General features: G+C 71.3%; 19 protein-coding genes. 5 read left to right on the top strand and 14 right to left on the bottom strand.

Going from position 1 to position 17,625, the window contains the following annotated elements:
- Positions 1–121: 121 nt before the first annotated feature.
- The 8 genes from IE244_RS22430 to IE244_RS22395 all read right to left on the bottom strand — a co-directional run bounded on the left by IE244_RS22430 (position 122) and on the right by IE244_RS22395 (position 5,792).
- Positions 122–1,285: an NAD(P)/FAD-dependent oxidoreductase gene (locus IE244_RS22430; protein ID WP_191875352.1), complete on the bottom strand. Its 1,164-nt coding sequence runs from the start codon at positions 1,283–1,285 to the stop codon at positions 122–124.
- Positions 1,282–1,644, bottom strand: coding sequence for a bifunctional 3-phenylpropionate/cinnamic acid dioxygenase ferredoxin subunit (locus IE244_RS22425; RefSeq protein WP_191875351.1), 363 nt, complete (start codon positions 1,642–1,644; stop codon positions 1,282–1,284). The genes IE244_RS22430 and IE244_RS22425 overlap by 4 nt, the downstream gene beginning before the upstream one ends.
- Before the next feature lie 295 nt (positions 1,645–1,939).
- On the bottom strand, positions 1,940–2,572 hold the full coding sequence (locus IE244_RS22420; RefSeq protein ID WP_191875350.1) for an MBL fold metallo-hydrolase: 633 nt from the start codon (positions 2,570–2,572) through the stop codon (positions 1,940–1,942).
- On the bottom strand, positions 2,572–3,657 hold the full coding sequence (locus IE244_RS22415) for an S-(hydroxymethyl)mycothiol dehydrogenase (RefSeq protein ID WP_191875349.1): 1,086 nt from the start codon (positions 3,655–3,657) through the stop codon (positions 2,572–2,574). The genes IE244_RS22420 and IE244_RS22415 overlap by 1 nt, the downstream gene beginning before the upstream one ends.
- Positions 3,658–3,894: 237 nt before the next feature.
- Positions 3,895–4,248: a hypothetical protein gene (locus IE244_RS22410; RefSeq protein ID WP_191875348.1), complete on the bottom strand. Its 354-nt coding sequence runs from the start codon at positions 4,246–4,248 to the stop codon at positions 3,895–3,897.
- Between the two features lie 344 nt (positions 4,249–4,592).
- Entirely contained in the window at positions 4,593–5,060 is a 468-nt protein-coding gene (locus IE244_RS22405) for a DUF6294 family protein (protein ID WP_191875347.1), read from the bottom strand.
- Positions 5,057–5,425 carry a hypothetical protein gene (locus IE244_RS22400; protein ID WP_191875346.1) on the bottom strand — a complete coding sequence of 123 codons (369 nt, stop codon included), beginning with the start codon at positions 5,423–5,425 and terminating at the stop codon, positions 5,057–5,059. Before IE244_RS22400 ends, IE244_RS22405 begins: the two co-directional genes overlap by 4 nt.
- Positions 5,426–5,447: 22 nt before the next feature.
- The gene (locus IE244_RS22395; RefSeq protein WP_191875345.1) at positions 5,448–5,792 is read right to left on the bottom strand and encodes a hypothetical protein; all 345 of its coding nucleotides are present in this window, start codon (positions 5,790–5,792) and stop codon (positions 5,448–5,450) included.
- A gap of 282 nt (positions 5,793–6,074) precedes the next feature.
- On the opposite strand from IE244_RS22395, the gene IE244_RS22390 reads away from it, so the two are divergent.
- The gene (locus tag IE244_RS22390; protein ID WP_191875344.1) at positions 6,075–6,416 is read left to right on the top strand and encodes a hypothetical protein; all 342 of its coding nucleotides are present in this window, start codon (positions 6,075–6,077) and stop codon (positions 6,414–6,416) included.
- A 103-nt stretch (positions 6,417–6,519) separates the two neighbouring features.
- Here the strand turns inward: IE244_RS22390 and IE244_RS22385 are convergent, their stop codons facing one another.
- From IE244_RS22385 to IE244_RS22375, 3 genes are all read right to left on the bottom strand, one after another.
- A complete protein-coding gene (locus tag IE244_RS22385; protein WP_229854278.1) occupies positions 6,520–6,711 on the bottom strand; it encodes a hypothetical protein in 192 nt (63 codons plus the stop codon).
- 220 nt (positions 6,712–6,931) lie between these two features.
- Positions 6,932–7,915, bottom strand: a complete 984-nt coding sequence (locus tag IE244_RS22380; RefSeq protein ID WP_229854277.1) for a L,D-transpeptidase — start codon at positions 7,913–7,915, stop codon at positions 6,932–6,934.
- A 143-nt stretch (positions 7,916–8,058) separates the two neighbouring features.
- Positions 8,059–9,174 carry a glycosyltransferase family 4 protein gene (locus IE244_RS22375; protein WP_268252906.1) on the bottom strand — a complete coding sequence of 372 codons (1,116 nt, stop codon included), beginning with the start codon at positions 9,172–9,174 and terminating at the stop codon, positions 8,059–8,061.
- Between the two features lie 269 nt (positions 9,175–9,443).
- Between IE244_RS22375 and IE244_RS22370 the strand changes: the two genes are divergently transcribed.
- From IE244_RS22370 to IE244_RS43005, 4 genes are all read left to right on the top strand, one after another.
- Positions 9,444–10,217, top strand: a complete 774-nt coding sequence (locus tag IE244_RS22370; RefSeq protein ID WP_229854276.1) for a class I SAM-dependent methyltransferase — start codon at positions 9,444–9,446, stop codon at positions 10,215–10,217.
- A 63-nt stretch (positions 10,218–10,280) separates the two neighbouring features.
- Complete coding sequence (locus IE244_RS22365) at positions 10,281–12,968, top strand: NACHT domain-containing protein (protein ID WP_191875341.1); 2,688 nt, start codon at positions 10,281–10,283, stop codon at positions 12,966–12,968.
- A gap of 41 nt (positions 12,969–13,009) precedes the next feature.
- Positions 13,010–13,852: an SDR family NAD(P)-dependent oxidoreductase gene (locus IE244_RS22360; protein WP_191875340.1), complete on the top strand. Its 843-nt coding sequence runs from the start codon at positions 13,010–13,012 to the stop codon at positions 13,850–13,852.
- 290 nt (positions 13,853–14,142) lie between these two features.
- The gene (locus IE244_RS43005; protein WP_308436277.1) at positions 14,143–14,643 is read left to right on the top strand and encodes a hypothetical protein; all 501 of its coding nucleotides are present in this window, start codon (positions 14,143–14,145) and stop codon (positions 14,641–14,643) included.
- 694 nt (positions 14,644–15,337) lie between these two features.
- On the opposite strand, the gene IE244_RS22350 is transcribed toward IE244_RS43005, so the two are convergent.
- The 3 genes from IE244_RS22350 to IE244_RS22340 form a co-directional block, all read right to left on the bottom strand.
- Positions 15,338–16,456 (bottom strand): FAD-dependent oxidoreductase, encoded by a 1,119-nt coding sequence (locus tag IE244_RS22350; RefSeq protein WP_191875339.1) that lies wholly within the window; start codon positions 16,454–16,456, stop codon positions 15,338–15,340.
- Positions 16,457–16,632: 176 nt separating this feature from the next.
- Positions 16,633–16,824, bottom strand: a complete 192-nt coding sequence (gene rpsR / locus IE244_RS22345; protein ID WP_191875565.1) for a 30S ribosomal protein S18 — start codon at positions 16,822–16,824, stop codon at positions 16,633–16,635.
- 36 nt (positions 16,825–16,860) lie between these two features.
- Entirely contained in the window at positions 16,861–17,535 is a 675-nt protein-coding gene (locus tag IE244_RS22340; RefSeq protein ID WP_191875338.1) for a hypothetical protein, read from the bottom strand.
- Positions 17,536–17,625 lie beyond the last annotated feature (90 nt).

Genomic DNA, 17,625 nt, shown 5'->3' with positions numbered 1-17,625 from the left:
CTCGGGAAACGTCGTGGGTCGGCAGGTCACGCGCCGGGAAAGAGCGACTTCGCATGATGTTGCTCATCGGGCAACATCGTGTGTGATGTGCAACGCACAAGGGGCGGCCGTGCGGGCGGTGTCAAGCCGCGGCCGCGCTGAGCTGCTTGCGCCAGCGGGTGAACAGCCGCGGCTGGTTCATCCCGAGTACGGCGACCGGGCTGCCGGCCCGCCGGTAGACGGCCAGGAAGCTGCGGTCGTCGGCGGCGCCCTCCTCGACCGTCACACTGTCGGCGCCGACGGCATGGCCGACGAACTGGATCTTCACGCCGTACTGGTCGGACCAGAAGTACGGAGGCCGGGGCGCGCCCGGCTGTGTCGCGCCGTACGCGAGCAGCGTGGCCACTGCGGTGTCGGGCCGTTCCAGCGCGCCCGTCCAGTGCTCGACCCTGCGGTGGCCTTTGGTGCGCGGGTCGTACCAGTTGGCGCAGTCGCCGACGGCGACCACCCCGGCCACGTTGGTACGGCCGTCGGAGCCGCACTTCACGCCGTTGTCGAGTGTCACGCCGGAACCTTCCAGCCACTCGACGCACGGGCGCGCCCCGACGCCGACGACGACGAGGTCGGCGGGAACGCTGCGGCCGTCCTCCAGCAGCACGGCGTCCACCCGGTGCTCCCCGCTCAGCCCCTTGACCCCGACCCCGCACAGCAGCCGTACGCCGTGGTCGGCGTGCAGGGCGGAGACGATCCGGCCCATGGTCTCGCCGAGCGGTCCGGCCAGCGGTGTCGGCGCCGCCTCGACCACGGTGACGTCCAGGCCGAGGGCGTACGCCGTGGAGGCGACCTCGGCCCCGATGAACCCGCCGCCGATCACCACCAGCCGCCCACCCCGGGTCAGCTCCTCCCGCAGGGCGCGGGCGTCGTCGAGGGTGCGCAGCACATGGACTCCGGCGAGGCCTTCGCTGCCGGGGAGTGTGCGGGCGGCCGCTCCGGTGGCGATGACCACGCCGTCGGCGCGCATCCCGCGGCCGTCGGCGAGCCGGATCGTCCGGCCGGTGAGGTCGAGTCCGGTGGCACGGACGCCGAGCACCCACTCCGCCCGGAGGTCCTCGTCGTCGCGCTCCAGCGCCAGGTCCGCCTCGCCGAGGGTGCCGGCCAGGAACTCCTTGGACAACGGCGGCCTGTCGTACGGGCGGTGCGGCTCGTCCCCGATGACGACCAGCCGGCCGTCGTACCCCCGTTGCCGCAGCGAGCGCGCGGCCGACAGACCGGCCAGCGAGGCGCCCACCACGGCAACGGTCCTCACGCGGGGCCCCCGGCCAGGCGGGCGGCGACGCACGGCGGCAGGTTGGGCGCCTCGGTGGACAGCCGCACGTAGACCATGCCGTCCTCGACGACGACCTCGTGGGTGCGCACCGGGAGCTTGGCCGGCGGTGCGTCCACGGCTCCGGTCCTCAGGTCGAACTTCGAGGCGTGCAGCGGGCATTCGACCTCGCAGCCCTCCAGCCAGCCGTCGGCCAGCGACGCGTCCTGGTGGGTGCAGGTGTCGTCGATGGCGAAGAGCTCGCCGTCGTCGGTGTGGAACACCGACACCGGTGGGTCGACAGGGAGCCGATGGGCCTCGCCTCGCGGCAGATCCACGAGACGGCACGCGGGAATCATCATGACACCTCGGTGCGTATAGCGAAACGGATTGCGATTAACGCAACGCCAGTCTGAGGGCCGCTCTGAACCGCTGTCAAGGCGTGCGGAGGCCGGGTTGCGCGGCGCGCGACGGGGGTTTTCAGGGCAGGCCGAAGCGCGTGCGAAAGCGCAGGTCAACAGGCAGATCGAGGGGTGCCGAGGGTGCGCCGACGGCCCTGCCGCCGGTGCCGTCCGCGAGGGCCGTCACCCGGGCAGGGCCGCTTTTCGCCGGTCTGCTTTTCGTCGGCCGGCCTTTCGCCGGCTTCTCATCGCGCGGTCAGAAGCCGCGGTCGATCCACTCCTGCAGGTGCGGCGCCTCGGCACCGAGGGTGGTGGTGTCCCCGTGGCCGGTGTGGACGACGGTGTCGCCCGGCAGCGTGAGCAGGCGGTCCCGGATCGAGGCGATGATGGTCGGGAAGTCGCTGTACGACCGCCCTGTCGCCCCGGGCCCGCCGGAGAACAGGGTGTCGCCGCTGAAGAGGGCGCGAAGACCGGGAGCGTGCAGACAGACCGCCCCGGGCGCGTGGCCCGGGGTGTGCAGCACGGTCAGCTCGATACCCGCGGCGGGGATGCGCTGCCCGTCGGCCAGTTCCCCGTCGGGCGCCCGGTCGGGATGGGTCTGCTTCCACAGCGGCAGATCGTCGGGGTGCAGCAGGATCGGGGCGCCGGTGCGGGCGGCGAGACCGGGTGCGGCGTCGATGTGGTCGTTGTGCGCGTGGGTGCACACGATCGCGCGCAGGGTGCGCCCGCCGAGGGCCCGGTGGATCGCGTCGGCGTCGTGTGCGGCGTCGATGACGACCGCCTCGTCGTCGTCCCCCACGATCCACACGTTGTTGTCGACGTCCCAGGTGCCCCCGTCGAGGTGGAACCGGCCGGAGGTGACGAGGCGTTCGATGCGGGCGCCCGCCATCAGAGGACCACCACGGAGCGCAGCACATCACCGTGGTGCATGCGCTCGAATGCCTTCTCGACCTCGTCCAGCGCGATGGTCTCGGTGACGAACGCGTCCAGGTCCAGGCGGCCCTGCAGATGGAGGTCGATGAGCATGGGGAAGTCGCGGGAGGGCAGGCAGTCCCCGTACCAGGACGACTTCAGTGCCCCGCCCCGGCCGAAGACGTCCAGCAGCGGCAGCTCCAGCTTCATCTCCGGGGTGGGTACGCCGACCAGCACCACGGTCCCGGCGAGATCGCGCGCGTAGAAGGCCTGCCGGTAGGTCTCCGGACGGCCCACCGCCTCGATGACGACGTCGGCGCCGAAACCGCCGGTCAGCTCGCGCACCGCGTCGGCCACCTCGGTCTCCCTGGAGTTGACCGTGTGGGTCGCGCCCAGCTTCTCGGCGGTGGCCAGCTTGCGGGCGTCGATGTCGACGGCGATGACCTTCGCCGCACCCGCCAGCTTCGCCCCGACGATCGCCGCACCCCCGACACCGCCGCAGCCGATGACCGCCACGCTGTCGCCGCGCCCGACGCCTCCGGTGTTGATGGCCGCGCCGATGCCCGCCATCACGCCGCAGCCCAGCAGCCCCGCGACCGCGGCCGACGCGGCAGGATCCACCTTGGTGCACTGCCCGGCCGCGACCAGTGTCTTCTCGGCGAAGGCGCCGATACCCAGAGCCGGCGACAGCTCCGTGCCGTCGGTCAGGGTCATCCTCTGGCGGGCGTTGTGGGTGTCGAAGCAGTACCAGGGGCGGCCCCTGCGACAGGCACGGCACTGCCCGCACACCGCACGCCAGTTCAGGATCACGAAGTCACCGGGGGCCACGTCGGTGACCCCGTCGCCGACCGCCTCGACCACCCCCGCCGCCTCGTGCCCGAGCAGGAAGGGGAAGTCGTCACTGATACCGCCCTCGCGGTAGTGCAGATCGGTGTGGCAGACGCCGCAGGCCTCGATCCTGACCAGCGCCTCGCCCGGGCCGGGGTCGGGCACGACGATGGTTTCCAGACTGACGGGGGCGCCCTTGCTCCGTGCGACGACAGCACTGACCTGCTGGGACATGGCCACTCCTCGGCTGACAGAGGGACAGGATGTTGCCTATTACGGCACTCATCTCATGTTTCGCAACACAGCATCGCGGAGCGCACAGCACCGGTCAAGGATCCGTCAGACGATCCCCCGCGCCTCGATCCCACCAGGCAGCCGGTTCACCGGTCGGTGGCGGCGGGCGGGCCGCCAGGTCGGCACGGGCGCACCACACCCCTGGGTGGAGGACATGCCCCCCGCAGCCGGAGATGATCAGATGCCGGGACTGAGCCGGAGCGCCGACCAGGTGTCGTCGATGGCCACCTGCCGCACGGGCCGCACGCCCTGCTCGGAAAGTGCGGCGGCGAGGGTGTCGCGGTCCAGGTCCGTTCCGAGCCGCCCGCCCTTCGGATAGGCCACCCAGGCGAGGGCATCGCGCCGCGCGGCGGCGGGCGCCGCCTGCGCACTCTCCCCCGGAAGGTCGTCCGAGCCGGCCAGGAAGGCGAGCACCACATCGGCCGAAGCCGCCTCAGCCGCGGCCTCGACCTCCAGGTGGACGTCGTCGGGCTTGCCCAGAACGGCGACACTCTGACCGGGCTTGATCTGCAGCTTGCTGACGACGGACATCTCCCTGATCCTCCCACTCCGGGTGCGGCTCCGCACACCGGAGAGGCTGACCGGTCCGTGCGTGCGGGCGACAGAGACCGTCATGATCCCGGCGCGGGGACGCTCACGGAGAGAAGGCTTTCCCTTGTCGTCGAGGGAGCGTGATGTCGATGCGGTCCCGGCGGGCCTGGAGAACCGGAAGGCCGACGCCTCGGGGAGGTGTGTCGACTCCGTTCGTGACCGCGGGAGTCGGAGAGGCGCCGGCTGTTTCGGGGGCGGCGGCTTGCCGTCCTAGGTACGCCGCGTCCGGCCGCCGAAGTGGCCTCGCGCAGCGCACAGCAGGCCCGCCGCCGCGTGGGGACGGCTCAGCAGGAGGCCCACTGCGTCACCCTGACCGTGGCGTCGTAGACGCTCGGTTCATAGGTGCCGTTCGCCGTCCAGTCGTGCTTCTTGCTGGCCCACATGGGTGGGCTGTCGTAGGTGGACGTGGTGAACAGGCCCTGGCCCGCGGAGTTCTTCAGCTCGAAGCGCGCATGCCACACATCGCCGCTGAGGGTGAAGTCCGTCCAGGTCCGCGCGCTGAACGTGAGGCGGCCGTCCGCGTACAAGCGGAGGTACCCACCGGTCTGGTGACAGTCACCGACCTTCAGGTCCCCCCAGCTGAACCACTTGTACGCGTCATCGGCGAGTCCGCTCCGGTACCCGGTCGACACACCCGAGCGAACAGCGTCGCTGTCCAGGGCGGCCCACGCCGGTGTGTGGAGGACGAGGACGGCCCCGAGAACGGCGACCATCGTCGTCACGAGTCGGCCGACGTGCCGGACAACGGTCATGACCGGGCTCCCTTCGAGGCCAGGGCGGTCGAGCCCAGACGGACCCCGAAGGCCTGGACGCCGGTGGGCGCGTCCCAGGTGGCGCCCACCCCGACCAGCGCCCACCCTCCGCTGCACGAGGAGTCCCCGTACAGGAAGGCCGTGTCGGTGGTGTCGTTGGAGAACCTGATGGCCCCGCCCACGAGCGGGAGGCAGGTGTCGCTCTGTGGTTCGTCGACACGGAAGCCCTGTCCGGCCGCCGTGATGTACGTGTAGCTTCCGCCGGCGGCTTGAGCGCTGCCGGGCACCGCGACCAGCAGCGCGAGCGCGAAGCCGGCCGCAAGGGCAGGTGTCCGCAGGCGGCGGAGTGCGAATGACAGTGTCACGATTCCCCTCTCTTTCGCCCAGTCAGCAGCTGCCGCACTGGTATTCCGAGAACCACGGCTGCGAACACACCAGTCCGTCGCAGTCCCGGCACCACTGGCCGCACAGCAGCCGGTGGTTGGGAGCGTCGCAGCGTGAAGTCCCGCTGTTCTCGCACACCGGTACCCTCACGCGGCCCTTCTTCCCGGACTTGACCGCCGCCGCTGCCCGGCGGTCCAGCTCGGTACGGGCCTGGTCAGGGGTGTAGCAGTGATGTCGGTGGAGCTTGGCCGGTGGACCGGCCGCCAGCGCGTCGGCAGCGGCCGTGGCGGGCATGCCGAGGGCGAGGCCCAGGGCGAAGAGAGCTGGTAAGGCTCGGCTGAGTCTCATCACGCTGCCAGGCTGCCCACCCGCCAAATGGGCTACTCTCGGGCCAAATAGGTCATATAAACGGCGCCCAATGTGCCGGGTCCGGGGCCCAACTCCGGTGCGTTCGAGGGGACTTCGAGGGGACTTGATCCAGAGCCCGTCATGCCGGGTGAGGGGATCCGGCCCTCCGATCACGGAGCTGGTTGTTGCAGGTGCACCCTCGGATGTCTCAGGTTCACACCTGGGCGCGTGTGCCCTTCACTGATCACAGGAAGACAGCAACTCGCTCTCACGGGGGTACACATGCACAGCACGAAGCGCATCCTCGCGGCCGGCCTGGCCTCGACGGTCTCCGCCCTCGCTCTCAGCGTCGCCGGTGTGGCGGTTCCGGCGCAGGCCGCCGCTGCCCAGGGGACCGTCGACTGCGAAGGCTGGGTGCACAACAACGATCCGAACGTCGGCATCGCCGGCTGCCAGAACAACACCGACCACACCGTCACGTTCCGCGCCGAGATCGTCTGCGGCTGGGCCCCGGACGTCTCCGGCAACTGGGTGACCCTGAACCCGGGGCAGTACAGCGAGTCCACGGGCTCCTGCGCGTTCTACAGCACGGGGGTCGGCAGCGTGGGCTGGACCATCCAGTGACACACCGCCGTGCGGGCGCCGTCGGTCGGCGCCACGCATCGCGGCCGGCATGAACGACCCCACCGTCGCGCGGGCCCCGCGGCTGCCGCGAGCGGTGGGGTCCTCATGCCTGTGTGCGCAGCCATGTGTCGCCCGTGCGGAGCCAGAGTGAGCCGTCGCGGCCCTGCCCGCAGCGCAGGACGACTCGGCCGGGCACCCGAAGCCGGCGGCGGCTGGTCACCGCCCACGTGGTGCCGTCGAGTTCGGCACGTACGAGTTCGACGGACCGCTTGTCGTGGTTCCGGCGGGTGAGCACCGCCCGGTGGCCACGGACCGCGAATCCGTCCGGCCGGGGGATGGTGTCTCCAGACTCCGGGAGTCGAGCCGCCCGGAGGGAACCACCCTACCGGCCCTCGGTCCGTCCCCCTCCGGTGACGGGGCGACCTGCGGCCGCCCTCGGGCTGAAGGGCCGGGTACGACGGTGGCCGCGCCCGTCGGCGCCATCGGGCGCTGACGGGCGCGGCCACCGCACCGCGTCACAGCGCTCCGGTCGTCCCCTCCCCGGACGCGCTGCCGGCGAGCCACTCGTCCCACCCCAGGTTGAAGGCGGCGTAGCCGTTGTCGGCCGACGCCTTGGCCCGGGGCGATCCGGTGATGGTCACGGGGTCGCCCTGCTTGACCTGGCCGTAGAACCACTTGGCGTCCGACAGCGACAGGTGGACGCAGCCGTGCGAGCCGCGGGCGCTCCCGCTGCCCGGGTTGGGGTCGCCGGTCGAGTAGTGCACGTAGGTGCCGGACTGGGTCAGGTGCACGTCCCAGGGCAGCGTGAGGTCGTAGAAGTTGGGGCTGCCCTTGTCGCAGCTGATGCCCACGCTGCAGGAGGTCATGTGGACCTTCTCCTGCTTGTCGATGACGGCCATCGTGCCGTTCCACGTCGGGTACTGGGCGCTGCCCGCGTTGATCGACAGGGTGCGGACCAGCTTGCTGTTCCGCGTCACCTTCATGGTGTGGCCGGTCACCGAGACATCCGCGCGCACATCGTCGCCGACCTTGAAGGTGTGCGTGTAGCTGCGCACGCCGTAGCGTCCGTTGCCGTTGCTGATGCCCTTCATGTCAGCGTCGATCTTCACCTGCGTACCGGAGGGCCAGTACTCCTTCGGCCGCCAGTCGGCGCGCTTGTCGCCGAACCAGTGCCAGGCGCCGACCACCGGCTGCGAGGTGCTCACCTTCAGGTGCTTCTCCACCGTGGCCCGTGCCTTCGCCGCCACCGGGTTCGTGAAGACCACCGAGATCGGCATGGCCACGCCGACCGTGGTTCCCGTCTGCGGGGTGATCGTCTCCAGCAGCATCGGCGGCCCGGCGGGCTTCGTCGGCGACGGAGAGGCGCTCACGCTCGGCTTCCCCGACGCCTTGGCGTCGCCCCCGCTCGCCTTGTCACTGCCGCCGCCGCAGGCACTCGCGCCCACCAGCATCGCACCCGTGACGAGTGCGACCCCTATGCCGCTCTTGCGCCGTCCCACGTCCTGCCCCGCTCTCTCGCTCCTCGGCCCTGACGGGCCCGACTCCCTGTCAGACAGACGAGCCACGGGCCACAGTTGCGCGCGCCGTGTAAAAGATCTCTCAAAAATCGGTGCGTCGGCGCGCACCGCCGGACCGGAGACGCTCAGTTCTCACCGGTCCGCTGCCGCACCCGAACCTGAGCCACCGCGAGCAGGACCTCGGCCGTGCGCCATGCGGTCGTCTCCCAGCGCAGGCGGGCCACGAGGTCGGCCGCCTGGGTCCCGAGCCGTCTGCGCAGGTCGTGGTCGGCGAGAAGCCGCCCGATGGCGGTGGCGAGTTGGCCGGGGGCCACCAGCAGTCCCGTGACGTCGTGCGTCACGGCGTCGCGGTGGCCCGGTATGTCGGTGACGACGGCAGGCGTCCCGCAGGCGGCGGCCTCACTGATGGTCAGACCCCACCCTTCGGCCGAGGAGGCGCTGACCAGCACCCAGGCCGAACGGTACCGGCGGATGAGTTCGGCCTGGTCCACGTGCCCGAGGAAGGTGACCGTGGCCGAGTGGCCGAAGCAGGAACGGCTCAGCCGCTGCAGGGCGGCGCGTTCGGGGCCGTCACCGATCACGTAGAGCCGGGCCGACGGACAGCGCTCCACCACATGGCGCATCGCCCGGATCACCAGCTCGATCCGCTTGGACTTCACTGTCCTGGCCACCACCAGCACCGACGGAAAGGGAGACCGGCCGTCACCTGCTGGGCCGGCTCCCGGCGGAGCGGCTGTGAACGCCCGGTCGACCCCCGGAGGGATGACGGTGATGGACGACAGCGGCAGACCCAGGCGCCCGACGAGATCGTCGCGCGTGGAGTTCCCCGGAGTACAGATGCGGGCGCGCCCGTACAGGCGTGGGGCCAGGCGTGCTTCCACCAGCCAGCCCAGGCGTCCGAGGAACGGCCCGAAGTGCTCCTGCCACACGTTTCCGTGTACATGGTGCACCCAGGTGACGGTGGGGCCCACGGCCCACAGCGGCGCCCACCAGGGAACACCGTTCCACACCTCCACGACCGCCGTACCCGGCCGCCGTAAGAGCCTCGGCTCCGCGACGAGTGCCGGGAACACCGTGAGTTTCCCGCCCCGGCGCACGACTCGGTATCCGTCCCGGAACACCTGACCCGGAAGTCCCGGTGCGCTCGAAGTCCTCAGTATCACCTCGACACCCGCGTCGGCCCAGACCTTCGCCATGGCGCTGGTGTGGTATTCGGAGCCGCCGGCGGCGGTGTCCTGCACATCACGCCACGCCAGTACGAGAATCCTTCGGACAGCTGCTTCTTCAAGGCCTTTCCTGAGGCTTTCCGGGCCGGTGATCCAAGGTGTTTCGTGCGGGCGCAAACCTGGTCTCCTGTCTGCCGCACGGAGCCGGACCGACCGGCCGGAGAGGGAACGGACGGGTCCGCGTTCCTGTCAACTTCACGCCCGCCACGACATCTTGACAGCCCTGTGGTTGCGTGTCACTCTCGGTTGCACTCTTTGGTTGACGTCGCAATCGGGGTCGTCGAATGAGGTACCGGTGCACGTCACCCACAGCCGAGGAAAGCGTCAGCGAGATCCTCCCCCGGGTCGCCGGCTGGCTCACACCGACGCAGGCGGCAATTCTTTCCGAGCTGGCATCCCGTATTCCCGCGGGTACACACATCGTGGAATTTGGATCATTTCTCGGGCGCTCCACGCTCTCACTTCTTTCGGGTGCCGCCGAAGGCGTCGCCCTGTACGCCGTCGACCCTTATGCCGGTGACGAAGTCGGCCCGAGACCGGGAAGGGCGGCACATTCCGGTGCCGATCCCGAGACGACCCATCTGGAGTTCCACAGAAACCTCGGACTCGCCGGTGCCGAGGGGCGCGTGACGCATTTACGGATACGGTCCGAACAGACACCGGACGATGTGCTGGAGGCGGCGGGGCTGGTCTTCGTCGACGGTTCGCACCGCTTCCGTGACGCGGCACAGGATCTGCGGCGTGTCTGCGGTCGGCTGCCACCCGGGGGCTGGCTCGCCGTTCACGACGCGTTCTACTCCGTGGGGGTCACGCTGGCGATCACGACCGTACTGCTGCGTCGCCCGGACTTCACCTATCGGGGACGCAGCGGAAGCCTGGCCGTCTACCGGCGTACCGGCCCGGGCCCCGACGGCGGTGGCGCACGGCCGAGCCGCGGCAACCGGCTCCGTCAGGTGGCCGAGTTGCCCACGCTCGGCGGTGTCTGTGTCCGCAAGGCGGGGCTGCTGATCGCGGCGGCCTGCTCGGCCGGCGACATCGACGCACGGTGGCCGCACTGAGTCCGGCGGTGCGGCACCGCGGTGCCGGGGCGCGGGACGCGCGCAGAAGGGATCGGTGGCCGGGTGCTGAGGAGGAAGCTGCTGGCCGCCCTGGCCGGAATCGGTGAGCTGAGGCCGTTTCGGTGGCCGTCCGCACGGCGGCACCGCATCACGTCCCTGGCGCTGGCGGTGCTCGTGGTCCTCGCGGGGATCCTCGGCTACGGACCGCTCACGGACGGTGCGGCCGACGACGTCTGTACCCGGCAGCCGGTGGCCTGCGGGCTGGTGACCAACCTGCTGTCCAGCATCATCGTCGCCTTCCTGGTGTCGCTGCTGTGGATCGGCACGATCTCCCGCTGGATCGTCCTTCGCCGTCATCTGCGCCGGATCCGCGAGAACCCCCGGCGGCTGGGGGCCGAGCTCGGGCCTGGCACGGGAGCGGACGACTTCATCGAACCCCCGGGTGTGCTCGCCATGCTGGAGGCGGAGCTGCGGTCCGGCGCTGCCGGCGTGCCGCTGATCGTCACAGGGGCTGCCGGCTCGGGCAAGACGATGCTCCTGGGTCGGCTCGCCGTGCGCCTGGCGGAGCAGGGGCTCGTACCCGTGATGCTGTCGATGCGTGGCCGGCATCCCGAGGACAGCGTCACCGCCCTGGCGAGGGCCACCTTCCTGAGCCAGATCGACCGCTTCGTCACCCGGGAGCGCGACGGCGAGCAGATCTGGCGCAAGGCGGCCGACCAGCGCCGCGTCGTCGTCCTCGTCGACTCGCTGGACGAGATGGGGAGCGACATCGGTTTCGTCGACGTGCGGGAGCTGACCCGTGCTCTGCTGGACCGGGTGGTGGACGAGGACGTCGGCCTGGTGCTGGCCGCGCGGCCGGAGTCGCTGCCGGCCGTGCTGCCCGGCTACCGGTTCCCCATGCCCGCGCTGCCGGTCGAGGAGACGGTGGCCCGGCTCGTCGAGTGGGGCGTCCCCGCTCCGCTCGGCAGCGAGCTCACCACCCGGCTGGCGCTGCACCAGGTTCCCTTCTACGCCGTCCTGTGCCGCGAGCTGGCCCTGGCCGAACTGTCCGAGGTCGCCGGCCTGCCCGGCCCCGTTCTCGGGCGCCGGGTCGCACTTCTCGACTCGGTGATCGCCCGGCGCACGGCCGATGCGGCCGTCTCCGAGGACACCCTGCGGGTGCTCGGTTCGATCGCCTGGACACAGATCCGGTTCGGGCACACCGTGTGCGGCGTGGAGGACTACCTGTCCGCCGGCGAGTCACCCGGTCTGGGCCGACGACCGCGGAACCGCGGGGAACTGCTGGCGGTGCTGCGTGCCGCCCAGTCGGTCGGCGTGTTGCGCATGGGCCTGCCCCAGGGTCAGATCGCCTTCCGGCATCCGCTGCTCCTCAGCCACGTCGCCTCGCTGAGCGTGGTCGACGGCCTGGGCAGCGGTCGCGGGCGGCGCTTCCTCGCCGCGGTGCTGGCCCGCACGGTCATGCGGGAGCCCATCATGGCCCTGGAGACGGCGCTGCTGCGTCAGCCCTCCCCCGCGTGTGCCCGCCGGCTGATGAGCATGGCCGAGGAGCTGCCACCGGTCGCACCGGTGCTCAGAAACCTCTCCCTGGTCAACATGCTCGCCTCGGTGGCCGCCGCGCTGTCGGACCGGCGCCTGAAACGGCGGTGTCTGCGGCTCTACCGTCGGCTGTGGACGGGTGCCCGGCCCGCCGACCGAGGGGCGGCGGTCCCGTACGTCGGTCTGCTGGACGTCGGACGCAGCGGCGCGTTCCTCTGGTCGATCCTGGATCTCGACGACCAGTACGTGGCTCGCTGGGCCTGCGCCCAGCTGCTGGCCGAGCCGGACGTCGAGCGCTTCATGCGTCTGGCCGAGTTCGTGGACGGCTTCACCGCCCGCATGCGGGCACCCGACGGCCCGACAGAGGGAAGCGACATCGTCGAACGGGCGTTCTGGTTCATCCCCGCACTCGCCGACGGTCTGCCGGCGGGCCCGGCACGGGACCGGGCGGCGGGCCACCTGCTGGAACTGCGACGCTGCCTGGAGCAGCTCACCCTTCGGGACGCGCCGGGCGCGCTCGGCGCGGAGTCGTCGCTGGCCCAGGGGTACAAGCTGGCCGCCTTCCGCCACCCCGCGCTGCCGCCGGACGCGGGCGCCTGCGAACTGCTGCGCTCCGGCAGGTTCTGGTACGCCCGGCTGGAGGCGGTCCAGGCCGTCGGCCGCCGACTGCACCACAACCCCGGCGACCGGCGGGCCCTGGGCGCCCTGCGCGACGCCCGGCGGGACAGCCACCCGTTCGTCCGGGCCATGGCAGCGCTCGCCCTGCGCTGCGCGGACGAACCGTGGTCCCGGCTGCTGTGGTACTCGGAGGAGAGTCTGAGCGGATCCGCCGTGTCGGCGCTGGCCCCCGAGGCGTTGCAACTGCTGGGCGAGGTCACCCTCTGGCTCAACCACAACGAGAAGGCCGAACAGGGCAAGCGCGACGCCAACAGTCTGCGGAGCAGTCTCCCGCGGTGCATGTCGGCCCGGGCGTCCCGCTCGCGTCTCACCGCGGACGGGCCCTGCGGTGAGGAGTGCGGCTTCGGCCTGTGCCCCTACACCGCCGAGGCGACCGGCCGCCATTCGCGTGATCTGCTCAACGAGGCCATCTGCCGTTCCATCCGGCAGGCCGGACTGAGGGCCGGCACGCCGGCCTGGTACGACTCCTCACGACGGAAGGAGTACACCGCGATATGGAAAACGCTGGAGACCTTCTACCAGAACCGGATGCGGTAGGTCCCCGATCGGGGGGACGGCGTTTCCAGGGCAAGCGGGTCATGGTCACCGGTGCCGGTCACGGGATCGGCCTGGCCGTCGCCCGCTCCTTCCTGCGTGAGGGGGCCACCGTCTGCGCGGTCGACGTCTCGGAGGAGAACCTGACCCGGCAGCTCGGCGGTGCGCAGGGAGCCGAGCTGGTGTGCGCGGACCTCGGCGGCGACCCGCGGCCGCTGGTGGCACGGCTGGTCTCGGGGAACGCGATCGACGTCCTGGTCAACAACGTCGGCGTGCGGTCCGGGAAGTCCTTCCTGGAGATCGAGCCCGAGGACCTGCGCAGGACCTACGCCACGAACATCGAGGGGCCGTGGTTCCTGACCCGCCAGTGGGTGCGGCGATGGCTTGACACCGGTCGGCGCGGATCCGTCGTCTTCGTGCTCTCGCTGCACTCCGACGCGATCCGTATGAACCCCGACTACAGCACCTCCAAGGCCGCGCTGGCCATGCTCGTCAAGGAACTGGCCGTGGAGCTCGGGCCGCACGGCGTACGCGTGAACGCGGTCGCCCCCGGTGCCATCGACACCTGGTCGGACGGCAGCGAACGGTCCCGCGCCCATGTCGAGCGCTCCAGCCGTGCCGTGCCGCTCGGCCGACTCGGAGCCACCGACGACGTCGCGCCATGGGTGCTGGCCCTCAGCGACGAACGGGTGGCGGCGTACACGACCGGATCGGTGATCACGGTGGACGGCGGGCTGGGGCTGCACAACTGGCTGCTCGATCTGTACGCGGACGCGGCGGACGAACGCGACAGCACACGCTTCGGCGCGGACACCCCTGCGTCGCCGCCGGGGCCGTCCGCCACCCCCGGACAGGAGTGGACAGGAGTGCACGGTCAACACCCCTGACGGGCCTGGATAGTGGACACCGCGTCGCACGAGTCCGTGCGCCATGAACCTCCCACGCACACCGCCGGGGCACACGCCTCCCGGCCCACGGCAGTCAGCGGCGCTCGCGGTGCTCGCCGCGGCCCAGTTCACCGTCATGCTCGCCACCTCGATCGTGAACGTGGCCCTGCCGCAGATCCGCGCCGGGGTCGGCCTGTCGGACAGCGGCACCACCTGGGTGGTCAACGCCTACGGCCTGGCGTTCGGAACGCTGCTCCTGGCGGGCGGCCGATCTGCTCGGTCGCCGCCGGGTGCTGGCCGTCGGCCTCGCCGTGTTCGCGGCCGCCTCGCTGGCAGCGGGAGCCGCCGCCGCACCGGGCGTGCTGATCGCGGCCCGCGCCGTTCAGGGCCTCGGTGCCGCCGCCATCGCCCCGGCCGCGCTCGCCCTGGCCGTGGACCTGTTCCCGGACGGCCCGCCTACGAGCGCAGCGTGGAGTGCTTCCACGCCGCGGCAGCACTGTTCACCCCGCGGATCGAACCGGTCCGCATCCCCTACGAGGGCGGCGCCCTGCCCGGCTGTCCGTACCGGGCCGGCGCCTCCACCACCGCCCGGCCGACCGTGGTCATGCACAACGGCTTCGACGGCACGGCCGAGGAGATGCACTTCTTCGGAGCGATGGCGGGTGCGGAGCGCGGCTACACCGTCCTCGTCTTCGAAGGCCCGGGGCAGCCGGGACCGCTGGACCGCGACGGGCTGGTCTTCCGGCCGGACTGGGAGAACGTCGTGGGCCCCGTCCTCGACTTCGCGCTGACCCTGCCGGAGGTCGACCGGGACCGGGTCGCGCTGCTCGGCGACAGCATGGGCGGACTGCTCGCCCCCAGGGCGGCGGCCTTCGAACGCCGGCTGGCCGCGGTGATCGCCCTCGACGGCGTCTACGACCTCGGCCAGGCGGTCACCGACGTCGTACCCGGCGACCGGGAGGAGGCCGAACGGCGGGTGCGCGCGGTCGCGGACCCCGGACTCGACGCCCGGCTGGACCACTTGACGGCCACCGACCCGGTCATGCGGTGGGCGTTGAACCACGGCATGTACGTGATGGGTACCGACACTCCCCGAGCCTTCGGTGCCGCGTATCTCGACTACCACCTCCGCGACGGACTCGTCGAGCGGATCGAGTGCCCCACGCTGGTCTGCGAGGCCGTCGAGGACCTGTTCTTCGCCGGACAGGCCCGGCAGCTCTACGACCACCTCACCTGCCCCCGGACCCTGGTCGAGTTCACCGCGGCGGAGGGCGCCGACGCGCACTGCCAGGCAGGCGCCCAGCGACCGGCTCTCGCCCGCATCTACGCCTGGCTGGGCCCTCTTCGGGAACGAGGCTTACTGACGACCGGCCCGCGTGTGGGGCGGGGTCCGGCCTCAGCGGCAGGGACTGGTCGAGCTGATGCTCGCCGGCATGGCCCCGCGCCCGAACTCCGGGCGCGGGTCATGCCGGGGATCCGCGAGGCTCACCGGTCCTTCTTGATCAGGCCTTGGGCCGTGGTGTCGCCGGAGTCGATCCCAAGGATCTCGGCGCCCTCGAATGTGGGGACCTCGGTGCTGCGGGGGAACATGGCCTGCTCGTACTCGGTGAGCGCGGCCTCGATGTCATCGGGGTGCGCGGCGAGGGCGTTGCCGAGTTCGGCGCCGTCGAGCATGGCCAGGTTGGCGCCTTCGCCGTTCGGGGCCGCGAGGTGGGCGGCGTCGCCCAGCAGGGTCACCCCGGGCACCCGGTCCCACCGGTGCCCGGTCGGGAGAGCGTAGAGGGGGCGCAGGACCGGTGCGGTGTCGCCGTCGGTGATCAGCGCGGTGAGCTCCGGTGCCCAGCCGTCGAACTCCTCCGCGATCCGCGCGGTGGCCCCGGCGGCATCGGTGAAATCGATGGCGGCGAACCAGTCCTGCGGCTCGGACAGTCCCACGTAGGTGTGGAGGGTGTCGCCGGTCTCCCGGTGAGCGAAGATCTCCCTGCCCGGTGTGGGCACGATCATCGACCCGCCGCCGACCGTCTTTGCGGCGGCTGGGTGCCGGGTGTCGGCGTCGAACAGGTAGAACTCGACGACCGACTTGCCGATGTACTCGGGTATGGCGGTCGAGAGCAGCGGCCGGACCCGTGACCACGCGCCGTCCGCGCCGACCAGCAGGCTGGTGAGGACGGTGCTGCCGTCGGCGAACGTCACCTCGTGGCGGCCCTCGCCGAGGGTACGGGCACCGCTGACCTTGTGCCCCCACCGTACGGTGCCGGCGGGGAGTGAGTCGAGCAGGATCTGCCGCAGGTCGCCGCGTTGCACCTCGGGGCGTCCGCCCGTGCCGTCGTCGGCCTTGTCCATCAGGACGGTCCCGTCCGGGGCGAGGACCCGCAGTGCCTGGCGGCCCTCCAGGACGATGGCGTGGAACTCGTCCATCAGGCCGGCCGCCTCGACGGCGAGCTGCCCGTTGTAGTCGTGGATGTCGAGCATCCCGCCCTGCGCGCGCTGCGCAGGGGAGGATTCCGCCTCGTAGACCGTGGCCGGGATGCCGTGGACGTGCAGGACGCGGGCGAGTGTGAGTCCGCCGAGTCCGGCGCCGATGATCGTGACGGGAGTGCGCATGATGGCTCCTTCGGAATCGGGTCGTCCGGTGAGCTCCGGCCGGCCGTCTCCAGAAAGGTGCCAGGCCCCGCCGACGAGTCGCCGACAGCCGACTGACAGCCCTCCGACAGGTCACCGACACCGTCGGGTGCCGTGCGGCGGCCGGCAGCCGGCACCGGAGGGCGACGGCGACACGGCTACCGGGAGGCGTGGGGCAGCAGCGCCGTCTCGCGTGCGTTCTCGGCGGCCCGCGCCGTCTGCCGCTGCTGCCGACGCGTCAGGTGGGTCACCGGGCGGCTGCGGATCCTTCCGCGGTCGGAGAGGAACTTCCGCAGCACATCGGGATCCTTGAAGCCCTCGGAAAGCCGGCCCGGCTGCCTCGCGGGGATACGGACCGCGAGGCAGCCGGGCGTGCGATCGGCGGATCAGCCGTGGACGACGAACGTCCTGGCCCTACCCGAGCGGCTGGAGCAGGAGCGCTTCTCCTGCTGGGTCATCTTCCTGGACTTGACGACCACCGCGTTGCTCCGGCCGTCCGTCCCGTTCGGGGCAGGCCCCGTGATGACGTCGGGGACGAACCAGAAGTAGTGGCCCCACTTCCGGTCGTCGTAGTGGGTCTGCCATGTGCCGGAGACGGTCTGCATCACCTGCGCACGGGAGATCCAGCCCACCTCCCCGGGCTTGACCGTCATGTTGACGGAGCTGGTCTCCGAGTGGCTGCTCGACCAGGTGTGGCTGTAGGTCGCCGTCACGCTGAGGTCGATGATGTCCGCGATCTTGCCGCCGGCGGTCACGGACACGCCTGCCGAGTCCGTGGAACCGACGGTGTCGGACCAGGTCATCGACTGGGTGGCAGACGAGGTGCTGCAGTTGTAGAGCGAGTCGGACACCCGGTGGAAGCCTCCGAGATACGCCTGGCCCAACTCGGGGTCGTTGAAGGTGCACTTCCCCGCGCCCGAGTCGCAGTCGGCTATGAGCTGCGCCCGGGTCGGCTGGTCATCGGCCGAGGCCGGACCGGCCATCGCCGCGACCATGCCCAGGGCAGCCGCTGAGAGCGCCAGCACCTGTCCGCCGTGGCGCATCCTGCGGTTGTTCGCCATACATGTGCCTTTCGCTGTGCATGAGGGGGGTCGGTGATCACCGGTGGAGCGACTGAGGAGTCACCGCGATCACCTCCTGTTGCGATCCAG

It is taken from the genome of Streptomyces filipinensis, from assembly GCF_014649495.1.
GTDB classification, from domain to species: domain Bacteria; phylum Actinomycetota; class Actinomycetes; order Streptomycetales; family Streptomycetaceae; genus Streptomyces; species Streptomyces filipinensis.
This window is presented reverse-complemented; position numbering and strand designations above follow the sequence as displayed.

What these genes read in the sequence shown, in the direction of transcription:
- IE244_RS22425 (WP_191875351.1), bottom strand. Translation starts at nt 1,644, where the DNA reads ATGATGATTCCCGCGTGCCGTCTCGTGGATCTGCCGCGAGGCGAGGCC.
- IE244_RS22420 (WP_191875350.1), bottom strand. Translation starts at nt 2,572, where the DNA reads ATGGCGGGCGCCCGCATCGAACGCCTCGTCACCTCCGGCCGGTTCCAC.
- IE244_RS22415 (WP_191875349.1), bottom strand. Translation starts at nt 3,657, where the DNA reads ATGTCCCAGCAGGTCAGTGCTGTCGTCGCACGGAGCAAGGGCGCCCCC.
- IE244_RS22410 (WP_191875348.1), bottom strand. Translation starts at nt 4,248, where the DNA reads ATGTCCGTCGTCAGCAAGCTGCAGATCAAGCCCGGTCAGAGTGTCGCC.
- IE244_RS22405 (WP_191875347.1), bottom strand. Translation starts at nt 5,060, where the DNA reads ATGACCGTTGTCCGGCACGTCGGCCGACTCGTGACGACGATGGTCGCC.
- IE244_RS22395 (WP_191875345.1), bottom strand. Translation starts at nt 5,792, where the DNA reads ATGAGACTCAGCCGAGCCTTACCAGCTCTCTTCGCCCTGGGCCTCGCC.
- IE244_RS22390 (WP_191875344.1), top strand. Translation starts at nt 6,075, where the DNA reads ATGCACAGCACGAAGCGCATCCTCGCGGCCGGCCTGGCCTCGACGGTC.
- IE244_RS22370 (WP_229854276.1), top strand. Translation starts at nt 9,444, where the DNA reads ATGAGGTACCGGTGCACGTCACCCACAGCCGAGGAAAGCGTCAGCGAG.
- IE244_RS22360 (WP_191875340.1), top strand. Translation starts at nt 13,010, where the DNA reads ATGGTCACCGGTGCCGGTCACGGGATCGGCCTGGCCGTCGCCCGCTCC.
- IE244_RS22350 (WP_191875339.1), bottom strand. Translation starts at nt 16,456, where the DNA reads ATGCGCACTCCCGTCACGATCATCGGCGCCGGACTCGGCGGACTCACA.
- IE244_RS22340 (WP_191875338.1), bottom strand. Translation starts at nt 17,535, where the DNA reads ATGGCGAACAACCGCAGGATGCGCCACGGCGGACAGGTGCTGGCGCTC.